Raw genomic sequence first — 18,358 nt, 5'->3', positions numbered from 1 at the left:
CACTGCTCAGATTGGAGTCAGGCAATGTCCGATCTCGTTCTCGTCACCGGCGCCTCCGGCTATGTCGCGGGCCATGTCATCCAGGAACTGCTCGGCCAGGGCTATCGGGTGCGCGGCACCGTGCGCTCGGCCGCCCGTGCCACCGCGGTGGCGGAACTACTGCCCGGCGTCGAGCTGGTCGAGGCCGATCTGGGTTCGGACGCGGGCTGGGCCGCGGCCGTTGCGGGCTGCCGCTTCGTGCTGCACACCGCCTCGCCCTTCCCCTCCGGCGTCCCCGACCACGAGGACGAACTCGTCCGCCCCGCCGTGGACGGCACGCTGCGGGTGCTGCGCGCGGCCGCCGGGAGCGGTGTCGAACGGGTCGTCGTCACCTCCTCGATCGCGGCGGTCGAGGTCGGCAACGAAGGGCATCTGCTCACCGAGGTGGACTGGTCCGACACCGAACAGTGCGACGCCTACCAGAAGAGCAAGACCCTGGCCGAGCGCGCCGCCTGGGATTTCGCCGCCCAACACCCGAATCTCGAACTGGCCGTGATCAATCCGGGCATGATCATCGGCCCCATCCTGCGCGCCGAGGCCGGCACCTCGGTGGACGGCATCCGCGCCCTGCTGGCCGGGGGCATGCCCGGCGTCCCGCGCCTGAACTTCGCGACCGTGGATGTCCGCGACCTCGCGGTGGCGCATCGCCTCGCCATGGAAACCCTGCAGGCCGCGGGCAATCGCTACATCTGCGCGGGCGAGGAAGTCTCCTTCCCGCAGATGGCGCAGATCCTCGCCCAGCGCTACCGGGTCGCGACCCGCGTGCTCCCCGACTGGCTCGTCCGGCTGAGCGCCCGGTTCAACCCCGACGCCCGCACCGCCGTCCGCTTCCTCGGCCGCGCAGCGCACCTGAGCGCCGCCAAGGCCGAACACGACCTCAACTGGACCATGCGCCCCGTGGCGGATTCCCTGCTGGACACCGCCGAAAGCCTCATCCGCTTCGGCCTGGTGCCCGCGCCCCGCCCAGCCCGCCCCGCCGCCTGAGTCAGGGAGCTTCCGTCGAGGGATTCGCCCGATTACCCGCATCGAGAGGTCCCCGATCGTGATTCACCGGCGGGGTAGGGTGGCGAAAGAGGGTGGGGCAGTGGGAGATTGCGGAGGGCTTTATGCGGCGCGGGAACGGGCTGGAGATTCCGGAGACGCTCGAGGACGTGTGTTCGCCGGAGAAGATGGCGGTCGTCGTGTACGACATGCAGGTCGGGGTGCTCGGGCAGCTCGACGACGGCCCGGCGATCACCGAACGGGTCGCGCGGGTCGTCGAGGCGGCGCGGCGCGGCGGCTACCCCGTGATCTTCCTGCGGCACTTCTTCCTGCCGAAGCGCCTGATGGGGACCTTCGCACTGCGCATGGCCATGAGCTGGCAGGGCGTGGAATCCGCGGACGATGTGGTGCCGATCCTGCAGCGGGACACCCCGGGATTCGAGCTGGTGCCGGAACTTCGGCCGCAGGCGGGCGAGACCGTCTTCGACAAGACCTCTATGTCGGCGTTCGAGGGCACCCCGCTGGCCTCCACCCTGCGGGACCTCGGAATCGGGGCGTACGCCATCGTCGGCGTCGCGCTCGAGATCGGCATCGCGCCGACCGTGTGCCACTCCACCGATCTGGGTTTCATCCCGGTCGTGATCCGGGACGGCGTCGGCGGGCGGGACGAGCCCGGACAGCAGCGCGCCTGGGACGATTTCGCCTTCCAGGGCCACGCCATCGTCACCGATATCGACAGCATCGTGCCGCTGCTCGAGAAGTCGAGCTAGCCGAAACGGTCAGTCGGAGCTGGGAATCCAGGCCGGATGCCAGAGGCGTCCGGTCTCGGTCCAGTTCATGAAGCGCACGGTGCCGGTGAGTTTCGGCGTCACCCACACCGCGTCCTTGCGCTCGTCGGCGGTGAGTTCATTGTCGAACGGGCTGGTCTTGCGTGCCAGGCGGCGCAGCCGATCGGCGATGTCGCTCATCTCCTGCTCACTGAACCCGGTGCCGACCCGGCCCAGGTAGTACAGCTCCCCCTCGTGCGGCACACCGACCAGCAGCGAAGCGAACTGCCGCGCCTCCGATCTCCGGTAGCCGCCGATCACCACCGGCAGCGTCCGCCAGTTCCGGGTCTTGATCCACGACTGCCCGCGCCGCCCGGGCAGATACACCGAGTCCCGCCGCTTGGCGACCACGCCCTCCATGCCGTGATCCTGGCTGTATCGCAGGGCTTCCGCGCCCGACCCGCGCAGCTGTTTCGGCACGATCAGCGAACGTGCCTGCCCGGCAAGGGCTTCCAGCACCCGTCGCCGGTCATCGTAGCGTTTGCGGACCAGCGAGGTGCCGTCCAGATACAGCAGGTCGAAGGCCAGGAAGACCGCCCGCGTCGAATCCTCCCGCAGCAGACCGAGATTCGCGCCGCCGTGATCGTCGAAGACCACCGCCTCGCCGTCGAGCACCGCGCTGTGCCCGGACAGTTCCGAACCCAGCACCGCCAGGCCCGGATACTTCCCGGTCACCACGTGCCCGGCCCGGCTGCGCAGCGTGACCGCGCCGTCCTCGATCTCGGCGATCAGCCGGAACCCGTCCCACTTGGTCTCGAAGGCCCAGTGCTCGGCGTCGAGGGTCCCCACATCACCCGCCGTGGCCAGCATGGGTTTCAGTCCCCGCGGCATGGGCGCGGGCGTGCGCGGCGGCGCGGCCGGAACCGGCTGCGCCCCATCCCCTTCCGCCCCCGGCGGCGTCTGATCCTTCATCAGGTGCATGAGCCACTGGTTGCCGTTGGTCTGGATCAGCGCGTACCGCCCCGTCAGCCGCTGCCCGCGCAGCCAGACGATGACCTCGTCGTCACGCCACTTCTCGGTCTCGTAGGTGCCGGTGTCCCAGATGGTCATCTCGCCGCCGCCGTACTCGCCCCTGGGGATGCTCCCGTGGAAGGTGAGGTACTCCATCGGATGGTCCTCGGTGTGCACGGCCAGCCGGTTCTCGCCGGTATCGGTGGGCGGGCCCTTGGGTACCGCCCAGGACACCAGCACGCCCTCGCGTTCCAGCCGGACATCCCAGTGCAGCCGCCGGGCGTGATGCTCCTGCACCACGAACCGATTCCCAGGCCCGGCGTCGGGCGGGCCCGGCGGGACCGGTTCGGGTGTGCGCCGCGGGTCGCGCATGGAGCGGTAGGTGTCGAGCCGGTCCGGACCCGGTTCCGGCAGTGGTTCGTCCAGTCCTTCGAGCAGATCCCCCTGCTCCCGCCAGCGCCGCAGCACCTCGTCGAAGCGCAAGTGCCGCAGCTGTTTCGGCTTCTCGATCTCGGTCCAGGCCCGCGGGGCGGCCACCCACGGCTCGGTGCGCCCGCGCAGCGAATACGGCGCGATGGTCGTCTTGGCCGGATTGTTCTGGCTCCAGTCCAGGAACACCTTCCCGCCGCGCGCCGATTTCGCCATGGTGGCCGTCACCAGCTCCGGCCGCAGCTGCTGCAGGTTGGTGGCGACCTGCTTGGCCACCGCCGACGCCCCGTTCGGCCCGAGTCTGCGGTCCAGCGGCACATAGACGTGAATTCCCTTGGAGCCGCTGGTGACCGGGTAGGCTTCCAGCCCCACCTCGCGCACCACGTCCCGCAGGATGAGCGCCACCTCGGCGCACTGCTCCAGCCCGGCCCCCGGCCCGGGATCCAGGTCGAACACCAGGCGAGTGATATCCCCGACCTCGGCCCCGTCGAAACACCATTGCGGCACATGCAGTTCCAGCGCTGCCTGCTGCCCGAGCCAGGCCATGCCCGCCAGATTGTCGATGAGCGGGTACGTGACCGGCCGATCGGAATGCCGAACCGTCCTCCGCTCCAACCACTTCGGCGCGTGCTCGGCCAGGTTCTTCTCGAAGAACGACTGCTCGTCCACCCCGTTCGGCCACCGCTTGCGGGTCACCGGCCGCTGCGCGATATGCGGCAGCAGGGCCGGCGCGATGGCCGTGAAATAGTCGATGACCTCCCCCTTGGTGGTCCCGGTGGCCGGGTACAGCACCTTGTCGAGGTTGGTCAGCCCAACCTCGATACCCCCGAAATCCCTGCGGGACCCCATGACAGCAGTTTAGGTCCGGGTCCCGGCAAAAACCCGCAACCCGAACTCGCGCCATCCGTGAAATGCCAACGGGCCGTTCAGGTCAGCGACGGGAATCCCGCCACTCCCGAACAGCCCGTGGAACGACCGGTGCGACTACTACGAGACGCCGCGACGATTACGCCGGAGGCTGTTCGCCTTCCGCGGCCCCCGCAGCGGGTTCCGGAGCCGGTTCGGCCGCCGCCTCGGCGGGTGCCGGCTCCGCGGGCGGTTCGGCCGCGGGAGCCTCCGCGGGGGCCGCGGCCGGCGCCTCGGGCTTGATGGCGGACTTGACCGCCTCCGCACCCTTGTCGATCTGGGAGGAGAACTTCCCCCCGGTCTTCTCGTCGATCACATGTCCGGCCTTATCGACCGCCTGCTCGATCTTCTCGGCGTTCTGGGCCGCCACCTCTTTGCCCTTGCCGACCAAGCCCTTGAGCGTGTCCATGAGACTCACAGCGCTGCTCCTTCAATCTCGGTCCGTCATTGGCGAACATCTTCCCACCACGAATCCCGTGGTGGGAGGCCAATCGGATCGATCCGCTCGCCCGGCTTCGGCACGGCGATGCGTGTCCCCGCCGCCTCTGCCGCCTCGACCAACCGCCGGACCGGCTCCGACCAGCCGTGGAAGGCCAGATTGAAAGTGGCCCAGTGGATCGGCACCAACAGCCCGTAGCCCGCATCACCGGTACACAGATCGGCGTGGGCGCGCACCGCCTCCTCGGGGTTCATGTGCACATCCGGCCAGTGCCGGTCGTAGGCGCCGATGGGCAGCAGGGTCAGATCGAACGGGCCCAGCCGCGCACCCGCCTCCGCGAAGGCCTTGGTGTAGCCGGTGTCGCCGCCGAAGTAGACCCGGCGGGTGGGACCGGCGATCGACCAGGACGCCCACAGCGTGGTGTTGCGCACCAGCCCCCGGCCGGAGAAGTGCCGCGCCTCAGCGCAGGTGATCACCAGATCGGTGCCGTCACCGTGATCGCGCTGCAGCTCCGACAGCGAAACCGCAGCCGCCCAATCCAATTCGACAATGCGATGCTCGGGCACCGCCCAGTGCCGCAGATGCGCGCCGATGCCGATCGGCACGATGAACACGCAATCCTGACTGTCCACCAGCTCGATCACGGTGTCGCGATCCAGATGGTCGTAGTGGTCGTGGGAGATGAGCACCGCGTCCAGCGCCGGCAGCTCCGACAGCGGCGACGGCACCGGATGCAGCCGTGCCGGACCCACCAGCGGCGACGGCGAGACCCGCTCACTCCACACCGGATCGGCCAGCACCCGGTAGCCGTCCACCTCGATCAGGCAGGTGGCGTGCCCGTACCAGGTGACGGCCAGGTCCCCCGCCTGCTCCGGCAGTGCGGGCGTCACCAGCGGGATCGTCCCGGCCGGGCGGCCCCGGTTGCGCTCGGTGGCCAGCTGATACAGCAGCTCCAGCGGGGAACCGGTGATCTGGCTGCTCGGTTCGGTGTTGTGGAACTGCCGATTGCGATAGGTGGTCGCCCCGCGCGCCGTCGGCGCGATCGCGGACATGGAGGCGCCCATGGCGGAGGGAATCCCCCACGCCGCCCGCACCAACCAGGAAAGACCGAATGCACCCGCAGACATACCCACCAGTTTCCGCGTATTCGCGGTCGCGCGCTGCCGGTTCATTTGCCCTCGAACTTCGCGGGCCGCTTCTCCTGGCGTGCCGTGCGCGCCTCCTGCGCGTCGGCACTCTGCCACGCCGCGTCCAGAGCCGCGGTCTGCTCAGGGGAGTCGGGACCGCGGGTGTCGTCGTCGTTGAACACCAGTTTCAGATGCCGCAGCGACAGCGGCGCGAGGTCGGCGATCTGCTTGGCCCAGGCCTGCGCATCGGCCAGTGAGCCGATCCGGTTGGCGAAACCGAAGTGGTACGCGTCCGCGGCCTGCACCCGCTCGGCGCCCATCAGGATGGTGCGCGCCGGGCCGGGCCCGATCAGGTTGGACAACCGGCGCACGGTCCAACGGTCCACGGAGATACCGAGTTTCGCCGCCGGAACGGCGATGAAGGAGTCCGGCGTCATGACCCGTAGGTCCGACGCCAAGGCCAGCTGCACGCCCGCGCCCAGCGCCCCGCCGTTGATGGCGGCGATCACCGGCACCGGGATCGTCTCGATGGTGCGCAGCATGCCGAGCAGCCCGGTCAGGAACTTGTCCGAATACACGCCGTCCAGATCCGCGCCCGCACTGAAGATCGGCCCCTGGCCGGTGAGCACGATCACGCGGGCCGAGGTCGCGGCCTCCTCGAGCGCCGTGCGCAGCAGCCCGATCAGCTCCTCGTTCAGGGCGTTCCGTCGATCCGGACGCTGCAGTTCGATGGTCACTACCTCGCCATCGCGGCTGACTCCGAGCATCTGTGTCTTCCCCACTGTCCAACTCACCTGCGCTTTCGACCCATGATCGGCTTTCACTCTAGGTGCGCGTACCGTCGGGCCGGTGACCGCAACTCCCGACGTCGACATCCTGGTAATCGGCGCCGGGCAGGCCGGCTTATCGGTCGGATATCACCTGCGACGGCTCGGTTTGCGGCCGGAGCAGGACTTTCTCATTGTCGACCACGCTCCCGCGCCCGGCGGGGCGTGGCAGTTCCGGTGGCCGTCACTGACATTGAGCAACGTCAATCGGGTGCACGATCTTCCGGGCATGTCGTTCGCGGAGACGCTGCCCGAGGGCTCGGAGAACGCACAGGCGGCCACGGCCGTGCCGCACTACTTCGAGCTCTACGAGAAGCGCTTCGATCTGCGGGTGCACCGGCCGGTGTCGGTCAGCCTGGTGTGCGACCGGGCCACCGCGGCCACCTGCCCGGATCAGGAGGTCGACGGGCTGCTGCACGCGGAGCTGACACCGGAGGCGACGCTGCGGGTGCGCGGGCTGGTGAATGCGACGGGCACCTGGGACAAGCCGTTCATTCCCTACTACCGGGGCGCGGACACCTTCGCGGGGCGTCAGCTGCACGCCCACGATTACCGCACCGCAAAGGAATTCGCGGGCAAGCACGTGGTCGTGGTGGGCGGCGGGATCACCGCCGTTCAACTGCTGGACGAGATCTCGCAGGTCACCGGCACCACGTGGGTGACCCGGCGCGAACCCGTGTTCCGCTCGGGGCAATTCGCGCCCGAGGACGGGCGGGCGGCGGTGGCCATGGTGGAAGACCGTGTGCGGCGCGGACTCCCGCCCGGCTCGGTGGTCTCGGTCACCGGCCTGCCCGAGGACGCGCGGGTGCGGGCCATGCGCGACCGCGGCGTGCTGGACCGGCGACCCATGTTCGACCACCTCGAAGCCGACGGAATCCGCTGGGCCGACGGCACTTTCCAGCACGCCGACGTGATCCTGTGGGCCACCGGATTCCGCAGCGCCCTCGACCATCTGGCCCCGCTGCGGCTGCGCGGTCCCGGCGGCGGCATCACCATGGGCGGTCGGCTGGCCACCCGGGTCGAGGCCGATCCGCGCATCCACCTGATCGGCTACGGCCCGTCCGCCAGCACCATCGGCGCGAATCGCGCGGGCCGGGCCGCCGCCGTCGAATTGACCTCGTACCTGGGCATTCCCACCCAGCACGAGCCGTGAGGTCAGGCGGGGGCGTCCATGTCGAATGTATTCGGATCCGCGCCCTGCCGCGCCCCCTTGTCGATGCCGGCGATCTGTGTCATCTCCCGGCCGGTCAGCTCGAAATCGAAGACCGTCAGGTTCTCCGCCATCCGGGACCGCATCGTGGACTTCGGAATGGCCACGTTCCCCAGCTGCATGTGCCAGCGCAGGATGATCTGCGCGGGCGTCCGGCCGAGCTTGTCCGCCAGCGCGATGATGACCGAGTCGTTGAACTCCGCCCCGCGCCCCAGCGGACTCCACGCCTCGGTCACGATGCCGTGCGCGGCGTGGAACGCCCGCAGCTCCGACTGCGCGTAATACGGGTGCAGCTCAACCTGATTGATGGCCGGCACCTCACCGGTCTCGCCCAGCACCCGCTCCAGGTGCGCCCTGGTGAAGTTGGAGACGCCGATGGAGACCACCCGGCCCTGCCGCTTGAGCGTCTGCAGCGCGCGGAAGGTGTCGACGTACAGGTCGGCCGCGGGCAGCGGCCAGTGGATCAGGAACAGGTCGATGGTGTCCAGGCCCAGCCGCTTGACGCTGGCGTCGAAGGCGCGCATGGCGGCGTCGTAGCCGTGGTCGGCGTTCCACAGCTTGGTGGTGACGAACACCTCGTCCCGCGGTAGGCCCGATGCGCGGACCGCGCGGCCGACCTCCTCCTCATTGCCGTAGAAGGCGGCGGTGTCGATGCTCCGGTAGCCGAGCTCGAGGGCCGTCGTAATGGTGCCGACCGCCTCGTCGCCGACGACGTCGTACACACCGAACCCTAGCTTCGGCATGACCTGGCCATCATTGAGCACTATCGCTGGGATGTCGCTGGCCTCGAACCGATAAGTCACCATTCCGAAGGTAGAAGCGCGGTTCCGCCCCGTCAACCGAACATGCGATAGGGAAGAAACCGGATCTGATCCGCACGGCGGCAACTTCTCAGCGTCACTCTGGTGCGATGCGACGAGAATTACGACCCGAGACCCAGCCGACGGTATCGCAGCTGCCGGGCGGCCAGCAGATCCACGGAGGACCTACTGGTGAGACCGGCGAGTTCATCGGCAATGGCGGCCACGGTGCGCAGCGCGAAATCCACCGGCTCGTCCGCGGCATCGGGATACTCGGGCACGATGCGGTCCACGATCCCGTCGGCCCGCAGATCCTGCGCGCGAATCCGCTGGGCGGCGGCCAGTTCCGGGGCGTGCGAGGTGTCGCGGTAGACGATCTCGCTCGCACCCTCCGGCGGGAGCGGAGCCAGCCAGCCGTTCGCGGCCGCCACCACCCGGTCCGCGGGCAGCAGGGCCAGCGCACCACCACCGGTGCCCTGGCCGAGCAGCACCGACACCGTCGGAGTATCGAGGGTGACGAGATCGGCTATGCAGCGGGCGATTTCGGGCGCCAGACCACGCTCCTCCGCCTCACGGGACAGCGCGGCGCCCGCGGTATCGATGACGAGGACCAGGGGGACGCGGAGTTCGGCGGCCAGGTGCATGCTGCGCCGGGCCTCGCGCAATGCCGCCGGGCCCATGGTGTTCTCGGGCGACTGCCCCGCGCGATCGTGACCGAAGACGATGCAGGGCTGACCCCGGAAACGGGCGAGCGCGTGCACGACGGTGCGATCCAGCTCACCCTGTCCGGTGCCGGACAACGGAACTCGATCGGTGGCGTGGCGTAGCAACTCCCGGATTCCCGGCCGATCGGCCCGCCGCGAGATGAGCACCGACTGCCAGCCGTGGACATCACCGGTATCGAGCGGCTCCGGCCCGCCATGTTCCTCCGGACCCGCCAGGAAGGAACCGACGCCCTCGGTGGAACGGCGTGGGCCGCCAGCCTTTTCGGGCAGCGGCAGCGGTCGGTCACACAGGACATTCAGAGCTCGATGCGCGATCCGGCGGAAGACCGGCACCGGTACGACTCCGTCGATAACGCCGTTGTGGTAAAGGTTTTCGGCCGTCTGCACACCCTCGGGGAACTGTTTCCCGTACAGCGCCTTGTAAACTCGCGGCCCGAGAAAGCCGACCAGCGCGCCCGGTTCGGCAAATGTCATGTGCCCCAGAGATCCCCACGAGGCGAATACCCCGCCCATGGTCGGGTCGCGCAGATACACCAGATACGGATGTCCCGCCGCCTTGTGCGCGGCCAGCGCCCCGGCGACCTTCACCATCTGCAGGAAAGCGACTGTGCCCTCCTGCATTCGGGTACCGCCGGAGGTCGGCGAGGCGAGCAGCGGCAGTCCCAGCTCGGTGGCACGCTCCACCGCCGACACGATGCGCTCGGCCGCGGCCACCCCGATGGACCCCGCGAGAAACCCGAACTCACACGCGACCACGGCGACCCGCCGCCCGCGCAGCAACCCCTCCCCGGTGAGCACCGCCTCATCGGTGCCCGCCGTTGCCGCAGCAGCCAGCAAATCCTCGCGATACCGGGCCGATGCCGCCACCGTTACGGGTGGCCGATCCCAGCTCACGAAGGAACCGGGATCGAGCAATGCGCCGAGCAGCTCCCGCGCTGTACCCAATTTGCCCTCCGCTTCGCTCCGGGCGGGTTTGCGGCGCTGGAGGTCTCGTTCTTCCCTCCCTCCGCTCCTCCGCTGCGCTCCCCCGCTCCACTCGGTCCAGAACGAGACGCGCCGCGAACCAGAGGGTGGGTCTGGGCAGCATATCGGTGCTCGGCGTCACTGCGGTCGACGCCGATCACCGCGTGTGTCAGTAGCCTTGAACGACCTTGCGCAGGGCGTACTCGGTGACCGCGACCAGAGCCTGCTTCACCGGCTCCCGGCGACGGGCGTCGATCGAGAGGATCGGCACGTCCGCGGGCACCGCCAGGGCCTGGCGAATGTCCTCGACCGGATACCGTGGCGCATCATCGAATTCGTTGATGGCCACCAGGAAGGGTAGGTTCCGTGCCTCGAAGTAGTCGACGGCGGCGAAACTGTCCTCCAGCCGGCGGGTGTCGACCAGCACCACCGCGCCGATGGCGCCCTTGATCAGGTCGTCCCACATGAACCAGAAGCGGTACTGGCCGGGCGTGCCGAACAGGTACAGCACCAGGTCATCGGCCAGGCTGATGCGGCCGAAGTCCATGGCCACCGTGGTGGTGGCCTTCGACGGGATCCCGGTCAGGGAGTCCACGCCGACACTGGCATTGGTCACCAAAGCCTCGGTGCGCAGCGGAACGATCTCCGACACGGCACCGACCAGGGTGGTCTTGCCGACACCGAAACCACCTGCCACGACGATCTTGGCCGACGTGGGCTTGCTGGTGCGCGTGTCGACCTGTGTCGTCGAATCAAATACGCCGGAGTCCACTGAGAACCCTTTCGATCAGCTCGCGACGTTCATCGTCGCTGGAATCGTCTTTCAATGTCGCCGATACCCGCACATGGCCGGCATCGATGAGGTCGGCGACCAGCACCCGCGCGACCCCGAGCGGGATGCCCAGACGCGCGGCTACCTCGGCAACCGACGGCGATTCTCTGCACAACTCCACGATTGACGTCTCGATATTGGTGAGTTCGAACTGCCGCTCGAGGGCGACCGGATGCGATGCGACGAGCGCCTCCAAGGCGAGCTCCACCTTCGGCCGGGTGCGACCGGCCGTCAGTGAATAAGGGCGAACCAGGCTCGGTTCGGCGCTCCCAACGCGTTCGTTATCTATGTCCATCCCGCCATCAGGAACCCATCGTGACGCGAGGTGTGGCCTGAACCGTCTGGCCCACTCGCTCGACCAACAAGGCCATCTCGTATCCCACCTGGCCGATGTCGCAGGACGTATTCGTCAGGACTGCCAGGTACGAGCCGTCGCCGACCGCCATGAGCAGCAGGTAGCCGTGTTCCATCTCGACCACCGACTGCAGCACGGTGCCGCCCTCGAACAAGTTCGACACACCCACCGAGAGGCTCGCGAGCCCCGCGGTCACCGCTGACAGCTGTTCGGCGCGGTCCACGGGCAGCTGCGCACTCGCGGCCATCAGCAGGCCGTCAGCCGACACCAGGACCGCGTGCGCAACGCCGGGAACCTCATTGGCGAAATTCGAAACCAGCCAATCCAGCTGACGCTTCGTACCACCTAGATCGGGGTTCATCGGTCTCCTTTATCTCCGGTTAGGTTCATAGCTTTCATCGCGCGGCCATCCCGGACGCCCTGCTGGTGACGACTCAGACTTGACCTGATGGATTCTGGGTCCCGATGGGCCGCCTTGTCAGCGTTTCCGGTGACACCACCGGGCACAAGTCGGTTACCGGGATCGCGCTGCGGCAGACCCGCGGCGGTCCGCCTGTCCGCCGAGGACTCGTTGACTCGGCGAGCCGCCTGCCAGCCCTCGTCACCCGGTGATTCGAACGACGACGCCACCTGGGACCGGTCGGCATTCGGATCCGACAGCCACGCCGACATCATCTCCGCGAAAATCGGCGTGCCACCCATGATCGCATCGCCACCGGAATCGGCCGGCTGCAAACGGGTCTGGAAGAACGACGCCGCCTTCTGCGGATTCGACCGGAAGCTGTGCCGTCCTGGTTCCTTGACAGCGTCGGAGCCGTTCTGCGGCAGACCCACACCCGGAATCGGGCTCGGGCGCTGCGGCAGCACCGCACCCGGATCACGCTGCGGCAGACCGGTCGCGCCCCGCTGCGGGAGGCCCGCGCCCGGATCACGCTGCGGAAGAGGACCGCTCAGCGGATCACGCTGAGTCAGACCACCCGACAACGGATCAGCACCCGCGGCACCACGCTGCGGCAGGCCACCGGCCGACTCTCGCTGCGGCAGACCGCTACCGGCGTCCCGCTGCGGCAGACCACTGCCCGCGTCCCGCTGCGGCAGTCCGTTGCCACCGCGCTGGGGCAGACCACCGGCAGCGGAATCACGCTGCGCCGCTCCACCTCCCAGCGCCTGCGAACCACCCAGCGGATCACGCTGAGTCAGACCACCCGACAACGGATCAGCACCCGCGGCACCACGCTGCGGCAGTCCGTTACCCGCGTCACGCGGAGGCAGACCGTTACCCGCGTCGCGCTGGGGCAGGCCACCGGCCGCCGCACCACGCTGCGGCAGGCCGCCGTCGCGCGGCGCGAGGCCATCACGCTTCGGCAGACCCGGCAGGTCCGAATCCTGAGCGGCGGCAAGGCCATTGGCCCCGTCCCGCTGCGGCGCGGCACCCCGCTGCGGCAGCCCCTGGCCCGGGCCACCCAGGCCACGCTGCGGCGGAGCGCCATTGGCACCCGGCTCCCGACGCGGCAGACCACCGGCAGCGGAATCACGCTGCGGGAGACCACCGGCGGCAGGATCACGCGGCGGCAGACCACCAGCGGCGGAATCACGCTGCGGGAGACCACCAGCGGCGGGCTCACGACGGGTCGGACCCGAATCCGCTCCACCTCCCGGCGCTTGACCGCCGGGCCCGGGGCGATGCGGCTGGCCGAGGCCGGCCTCGCGGCCCGGCGCACCGTTGGTGCCCGGCTGCCGCTGCGGCAGGCCACCCGGTCCCGACGGAGCCCCACCCGGCGCGGCATCGCGCTGCGGAAGGCCGACAGAGGGATTGCGCGGCGGCATCGGACCGGACTGACCCGGCTGCGCCGCTCCGCCTCCCAGCGATTGCCCGCCGAGCTGGCCCGGACCGCTGGGCGCGGCTCCCGGCTCGCCCGGTCGCGGCGGCATGCCGCCCGGAGCACCTTGACGCTTGAGCATATTGGCGGCGAGACCGCCCCGCGGCTGCGACGGGCCCTCGGGGCTCTGGCCGCGCTGCGGCAGATTGGCGCCCGGCTGGGCCGCGGGCGCGGACGGACCGTGCGCGCCCGGATCACGCTGGGGTAGGCCGGCGGGCTTCGACCCGCCCGGAGCCCCCAGGGTGTGCTTGACGGTGGGCCCGTTCACACCGGGCTGCCGGGTCGGCAGACCGCCCGGCACCTGGGCGCCCGGCTGCCGCGTGGGCAGTCCGGTCGAGGCGCTGGCCGCGGCGGGGGCCGGGGCAGCGCCGGGCGTCTGTCCCGCCGGAGCCGGAATCGGCCCGCTCACACCCGGATCCACGGTGACCATCACATTGCCGGTCGCCGTGCGGGTGACCGCGCGCATCTGCATGGAGGACGGCGCACCGGCCTGGTTGCCCGCACCCTGCGGCGCGGACGACGTGGGAGCCGGAGCCGGCGGCGGCGTCTGACCCTGCTGCGGCGGCACCGATATCGGCCCGCCCGCCGAAACGATCAGCGGCTTGGGCACGTGCACGGTGACCGTCACGCCCGGGTCCCGGGCGATGTCGAAGGTCGGGCGCAGCCGCACGGTCAGGCCGTGCCGCTCGGCCAGACGGCCGACCACGAACAGACCCATGTGGCGGGCGGTGTCCGGACCGACCTCGGCCACGGCCTCCAGTCGCCGGTTGATCTCGGCCATTTCGGCCGGGGGCATACCGATACCTCGGTCGGCGACCTCGATCAGCAGACCCTGATCGTGCGCCTGCGCGAAGGTGAACTTGACGTCCGTCTCCGGGGGCGAGGCGCGCAGCGCGTTGTCCAGGAGCTCGGCGAACAGGTGCGCGAGGTCGGAGGCGGCGGGCTCGACGAGCGCACCCCGCGGGGTGGCACCCAGCTTGACGCGTTCGTAGTCCTCCACCTCGGAGATGGCGGCGCGCAGCACGTCGGCGATCTCGACGGGGGCGGACTTGGTCCGGCGCTGCTTGGTACCGGCCAGAATCAGCAGGTTGTCGCCGTTTCGCCGCATACGGGCAGCGAGGTGGTCGAGACGGAAGAGGTTTTCGAGCAGGCGCGGGTCCTTCTCGTCGTACTCCATCGCCTCGATGAGCGAGAGCTGGTGATCGACAAGGGACTTGGAGCGGCGGGCCAGCGTCTCGAACATGTCGTTGACCTGGGTACGCATGGCGGCCTGGTCGGCGGCCAGGCGCAGCGCCTGACCGTGGATGTCGTCGACGGCGCGGGCCAGCTGGCCGATCTCCTCGTCGGTGTGCACCGGCATCGGTTCCAGCGGAACATCTTCGGGGTCCGCACCGTCACGCAGCGAGGAAACTTCCTGGCCGAGGTCGTATTCGGCGACGCGCAGGGCGGCCAGACGCAGACGGCGCAGCGGGACGATCATCGCGCGCGCGATCAGCACGGCCAGCGCGAGGGCGCCGAGGATGGTGGCGATGACGATGATCGAGTAGCGGATGGCGCCCGAGCGGGCCGCCGCGGCCAGATCGTCCACCCGGGACACGATGTCCTTGGTGGAGGCGGTCGCGATGGACTGGTAGCCGTTGATGCTGGCGACCAGCGAATCCTTCAGCTCGGCGACGGGCAGCTGCCCGGCCAGCGCCTGCGGGCCGTTGACCAGCTGCACGCGGGTGTCGGCCTGCCGATCGAGCTCCGCGATGGTGGCGTCACCGTCCGGGAAGCGGTGCGCGAGTACGGCCAGCATCTGCCGCTCGGTATTGACGCCGATCTGGATGTCCTTGAGGCCATCCTTGGGGTTGTTACGGAGCGCCTCGGCCATACCGGCGACCTCGTTGAACAGCATCCAACGGCTGTTCAGCGAGTCGACCAGGCGCAGCTTGGACTGGTCCACGTTCTTGTCGGCGACGCTGGCCACGATGTTCTCCACCGTGCGCACGCTGTCGCCGCGGATCCGTTCGACCGCGGTGACGGTGTCCGGAATCGACTTCGACGGCGCCAGGCCCTGGGCCCGGATCGCCTTGGCGCCCGCGATCATCTCGTCCAGCGCCGAGCGGGCGCTGGGCATATCGCTCAATCGCGCGGCGGCCTTCTCCGCGAACGCGATGGCCGTATCCAACTGCGCAAGCTCCGGATCCGAGGTCAGCGACTGGGTCGGGCCCAGCATGACCATCTGACCACTGGCGACCTGCGCCGCATCAGCACTGAGACCGGTGATCGCCGGGATGACCCCGACATGATCGGTCGCCGTCGAGAGCCGGCTGGAGTCGGCGAACTCCGCCGAGATCCTGGACGCTCCCAGCACAACGGCGACCAACAGCGGCACGGCGAGCACCGCCGTGACCTTCCATCGCAGGTCCCAGTTGCTCAGCGCCCAGCGCTTATTGCTGCCGGACCTAGCGGCGTCACGCATCTCCCACTCACTTTCCAAACTGGCCCCAGCCACGCGCCATCAGCGAGCCTCCGCGATCGCACGCTGGGCTCGACTGGCACAGCTGGCCGAGAACTGCGGCTGGCCGAGAAATTGCGTCCATGACGGCCGAAATATGTGACATGCGATTCTAACGGATCAATAACTTCTTGTGTGACCTCTTGGCAACCACCGGTCCCTGACCTGCCATTTGCAGGCAAAATCAAAGGTCGCGGCGTCCGCCCGGACGTCGCGTGAAGTCTGCCACAATCAGCTGGATCTATCGAGGCGGGCATCTCAGCGCATCTCAAGGACACATGGCGGAGCTAGGGAGTCACCGGGTTGAACGCGAAGCAGGAGTACCGACCGGCGTATCAGCTGAGCCTGGTCGATCCCTCGGAGTTCTGGCGCGACGCGGCCGAAGCCATCAGCTGGGACGTGCCCCCCACTCAGATTCTCGATACGGCGGCCCGTCCGACGGCGCGCTGGTTTCCCGACGCTCGCCTCAACACCTCCTACAACGCCTTGGACCGGCATGTGCGCGATATCACATCCCCGGAGGGCCCGACCGGCGGTCAGGAGGGGGGTCGCGCTGAACAACCGGCCCTAATATACGACTCGGCTATGACCGGGTCCAGAAGGATTTACACATATCGGGAGCTGCTGGACGAAGTCGCCCGATTTGCCGGATCCATGCTCCGGCTGGGCGTCAAGACCGGTGACCGTGTCGTCATATATATGCCGATGATTCCGGAAGCCGTGGTGGCCATGCTCGCCTGCGCCCGCATCGGCGCGGTGCACTCGGTGGTCTTCGGCGGATTCGCCGCACACGAACTCGCGGCCCGCATCGACGACGCCGAACCTGTGCTGATTATCACTGCCTCCGGCGGGCTGGAACCCGGCCGCCGCATCGAATACCCGCCGATCGTGCTGGCCGCCCTCGACCTCGCGGAGACCACCGCCCCCCGGACGGTGCTGGTCAAGCAGCGGGACGGCTTCCCGACCATTCGTTTTCCGGCCGAGCAGGCCGCCACCGAACACCTGCCCGCCTCGTCCGACACCGTCGCCGCCCGCTGGCTGGACTGGGACGAGGCGCAGATCGGCGCGGAACCGGCCGATCCGGTCTCGGTGGCCGCGACCGATCCTCTCTATATCCTCTACACCTCCGGGACCACCGGAAAACCCAAGGGCGTGGTGCGCGACAACGGCGGGCACGCGGTCGCACTGGCCTGGTCCATGCGCAATATCTACGAGGTCGGCCCCGGGCAGACCATGCTCACCACCTCCGATATCGGCTGGGTGGTCGGGCACTCCTACATCGTCTACGCGCCGCTGCTGGTCGGGGCGACCACCATCCTCTACGAGGGCAAGCCGATCGGGACCCCGGACGCCGGGACCTTCTGGCGACTGGTGGACGAGTACAAGGTGGACGTGATGTTCACTGCACCGACGGCGCTGCGGGCCATTCGCCGCGCCGATCCGGATGCCGCGCTGGCGCATCGGCACGATCTGACCCGGCTGCGGGCGCTGTTCTGCGCCGGTGAGCGGCTGGATCCCGCCACCTACGAGTGGGCGGTGGAGACCCTGCTCGCGGAGCGGCCCGACTGCCCGGTCGTGGACCACTGGTGGCAGACCGAGACCGGCTGGCCCATCTGCGCCAATCCGCTCGGTCTGCAGCAGCTTCCGATCAAGCCCGGTTCGGCCTCGGTGCCGGTGCCCGGGTACCGGCTGCGGGTGCTGGACTCCGAAGGCAATGCGGTCCCACCCAATACAGAAGGAAACATCGTCATCGGGCTGCCGCTGCCGCCCGGCACGCTGACCACGCTGTGGCGCGACGACGCCCGCTACGAGCGCTCCTATCTCTCCGCCTATCCCGGCCACTATCTGACCGGGGACTCCGGCTTCTTCGACGAGGACGGTTACCTGTTCGTCCTGGGCCGCAGTGACGACGTCATCAATATGGCCGGGCACCGGCTGTCGGCGGGCGGCATCGAGGCGGCCATCTCCGGGCATCCGGCCGTGGCCGAGACCGCGGTGGTCGGTATCCCGGACGAGCTGAAGGGGCAGCGGCCCATCGGGTACGTGGTGCTCAAGACCGGCATCGACATCGAGTCCGAGCGGCTGCGCGCCGAGGTCATCGAGCGGGTGCGCGAGCGGGTCGGCGCCATCGCCACCCTCTACGACGTGGTCGCGGTGACCGCGCTGCCCAAGACCCGCTCCGGAAAGATCCTGCGCCGCACCATGCGTCAGATCGCGGCGGGTGAAACCTTCGAGGTGCCGCCCACCATCGACGACGCCGGCATGCTGCCCACCCTGGAGAAGCAGATCCGCGACGCGGTCACCCTCATGGAGGACAAGGAGCGCATCGCCGCCGCCGATGCCGCAGCGGTCGCCACCGCCCCGTTCCAACGGGTCGATCCGGCCACCCTCGATACGGGCGCGCCCGGGGTGGGTCCGGCCGCTCAGGCCGGGGATTCGGCCGTCTCAGGCTAGCCTCAGAGAGTTTTCATACTTCGCTCATCGGCCTCCCATGCGGGTGGTTTAGCGTCGGGCGGGCGCGAATCGCGGAATTCGCGCGCCACTCTTTCGCTCTGCTTGTGGAACAA

General features: G+C 69.1%; 14 protein-coding genes. 4 read left to right on the top strand and 10 right to left on the bottom strand.

Features of this window, described 5'->3' with window-relative positions:
* The first annotated feature begins 24 nt into the window (after nt 1-24).
* Both ACQP1O_RS03505 and ACQP1O_RS03500 read left to right on the top strand, forming a co-directional pair.
* Entirely contained in the window at nt 25-1,023 is a 999-nt protein-coding gene (locus tag ACQP1O_RS03505; RefSeq protein WP_433564462.1) for an SDR family oxidoreductase, read from the top strand.
* Between the two features lie 122 nt (nt 1,024-1,145).
* Nucleotides 1,146-1,790 (top strand): cysteine hydrolase family protein, encoded by a 645-nt coding sequence (locus tag ACQP1O_RS03500; RefSeq protein ID WP_433564461.1) that lies wholly within the window; start codon nt 1,146-1,148, stop codon nt 1,788-1,790.
* A gap of 9 nt (nt 1,791-1,799) precedes the next feature.
* Here the strand turns inward: ACQP1O_RS03500 and ACQP1O_RS03495 are convergent, their stop codons facing one another.
* The 4 genes from ACQP1O_RS03495 to ACQP1O_RS03480 form a co-directional block, all read right to left on the bottom strand.
* Nucleotides 1,800-4,076: an ATP-dependent DNA ligase gene (locus tag ACQP1O_RS03495; protein ID WP_433564460.1), complete on the bottom strand. Its 2,277-nt coding sequence runs from the start codon at nt 4,074-4,076 to the stop codon at nt 1,800-1,802.
* A gap of 157 nt (nt 4,077-4,233) precedes the next feature.
* Entirely contained in the window at nt 4,234-4,542 is a 309-nt protein-coding gene (locus ACQP1O_RS03490) for an antitoxin (RefSeq protein ID WP_433567570.1), read from the bottom strand.
* A 35-nt stretch (nt 4,543-4,577) separates the two neighbouring features.
* On the bottom strand, nt 4,578-5,699 hold the full coding sequence (locus tag ACQP1O_RS03485) for an MBL fold metallo-hydrolase (RefSeq protein ID WP_433564459.1): 1,122 nt from the start codon (nt 5,697-5,699) through the stop codon (nt 4,578-4,580).
* A 41-nt stretch (nt 5,700-5,740) separates the two neighbouring features.
* A complete protein-coding gene (locus ACQP1O_RS03480; RefSeq protein WP_433567569.1) occupies nt 5,741-6,466 on the bottom strand; it encodes an enoyl-CoA hydratase in 726 nt (241 codons plus the stop codon).
* 82 nt (nt 6,467-6,548) lie between these two features.
* On the opposite strand from ACQP1O_RS03480, the gene ACQP1O_RS03475 reads away from it, so the two are divergent.
* Nucleotides 6,549-7,679 (top strand): NAD(P)-binding domain-containing protein, encoded by a 1,131-nt coding sequence (locus ACQP1O_RS03475; protein ID WP_433564458.1) that lies wholly within the window; start codon nt 6,549-6,551, stop codon nt 7,677-7,679.
* Between the two features lie 2 nt (nt 7,680-7,681).
* On the opposite strand, the gene ACQP1O_RS03470 is transcribed toward ACQP1O_RS03475, so the two are convergent.
* The 6 genes from ACQP1O_RS03470 to ACQP1O_RS03445 form a co-directional block, all read right to left on the bottom strand.
* Nucleotides 7,682-8,479, bottom strand: a complete 798-nt coding sequence (locus ACQP1O_RS03470; RefSeq protein WP_433564457.1) for an aldo/keto reductase — start codon at nt 8,477-8,479, stop codon at nt 7,682-7,684.
* A 179-nt stretch (nt 8,480-8,658) separates the two neighbouring features.
* The gene (locus ACQP1O_RS03465) at nt 8,659-10,206 is read right to left on the bottom strand and encodes a carboxyl transferase domain-containing protein (protein ID WP_433564456.1); all 1,548 of its coding nucleotides are present in this window, start codon (nt 10,204-10,206) and stop codon (nt 8,659-8,661) included.
* Nucleotides 10,207-10,393: 187 nt separating this feature from the next.
* The gene (locus tag ACQP1O_RS03460) at nt 10,394-10,996 is read right to left on the bottom strand and encodes a GTP-binding protein (RefSeq protein ID WP_354830800.1); all 603 of its coding nucleotides are present in this window, start codon (nt 10,994-10,996) and stop codon (nt 10,394-10,396) included.
* Complete coding sequence (locus tag ACQP1O_RS03455; protein ID WP_033085504.1) at nt 10,977-11,351, bottom strand: DUF742 domain-containing protein; 375 nt, start codon at nt 11,349-11,351, stop codon at nt 10,977-10,979. The genes ACQP1O_RS03460 and ACQP1O_RS03455 overlap by 20 nt, the downstream gene beginning before the upstream one ends.
* A 7-nt stretch (nt 11,352-11,358) precedes the next feature.
* Nucleotides 11,359-11,772: a roadblock/LC7 domain-containing protein gene (locus ACQP1O_RS03450; protein ID WP_029930951.1), complete on the bottom strand. Its 414-nt coding sequence runs from the start codon at nt 11,770-11,772 to the stop codon at nt 11,359-11,361.
* On the bottom strand, nt 11,769-15,755 hold the full coding sequence (locus ACQP1O_RS03445; protein WP_433564455.1) for an ATP-binding protein: 3,987 nt from the start codon (nt 15,753-15,755) through the stop codon (nt 11,769-11,771). Before ACQP1O_RS03445 ends, ACQP1O_RS03450 begins: the two co-directional genes overlap by 4 nt.
* A 339-nt stretch (nt 15,756-16,094) precedes the next feature.
* On the opposite strand from ACQP1O_RS03445, the gene ACQP1O_RS03440 reads away from it, so the two are divergent.
* Nucleotides 16,095-18,245, top strand: a complete 2,151-nt coding sequence (locus ACQP1O_RS03440) for an AMP-binding protein (RefSeq protein ID WP_433564454.1) — start codon at nt 16,095-16,097, stop codon at nt 18,243-18,245.
* Nucleotides 18,246-18,358 lie beyond the last annotated feature (113 nt).

Source organism: Nocardia sp. CA-151230 (assembly GCF_050942175.1).
Classification (GTDB): domain Bacteria; phylum Actinomycetota; class Actinomycetes; order Mycobacteriales; family Mycobacteriaceae; genus Nocardia.
The sequence above is the reverse complement of the archived record's forward strand: the minus strand, read 5'-3'. Positions and strand labels throughout refer to the sequence as shown.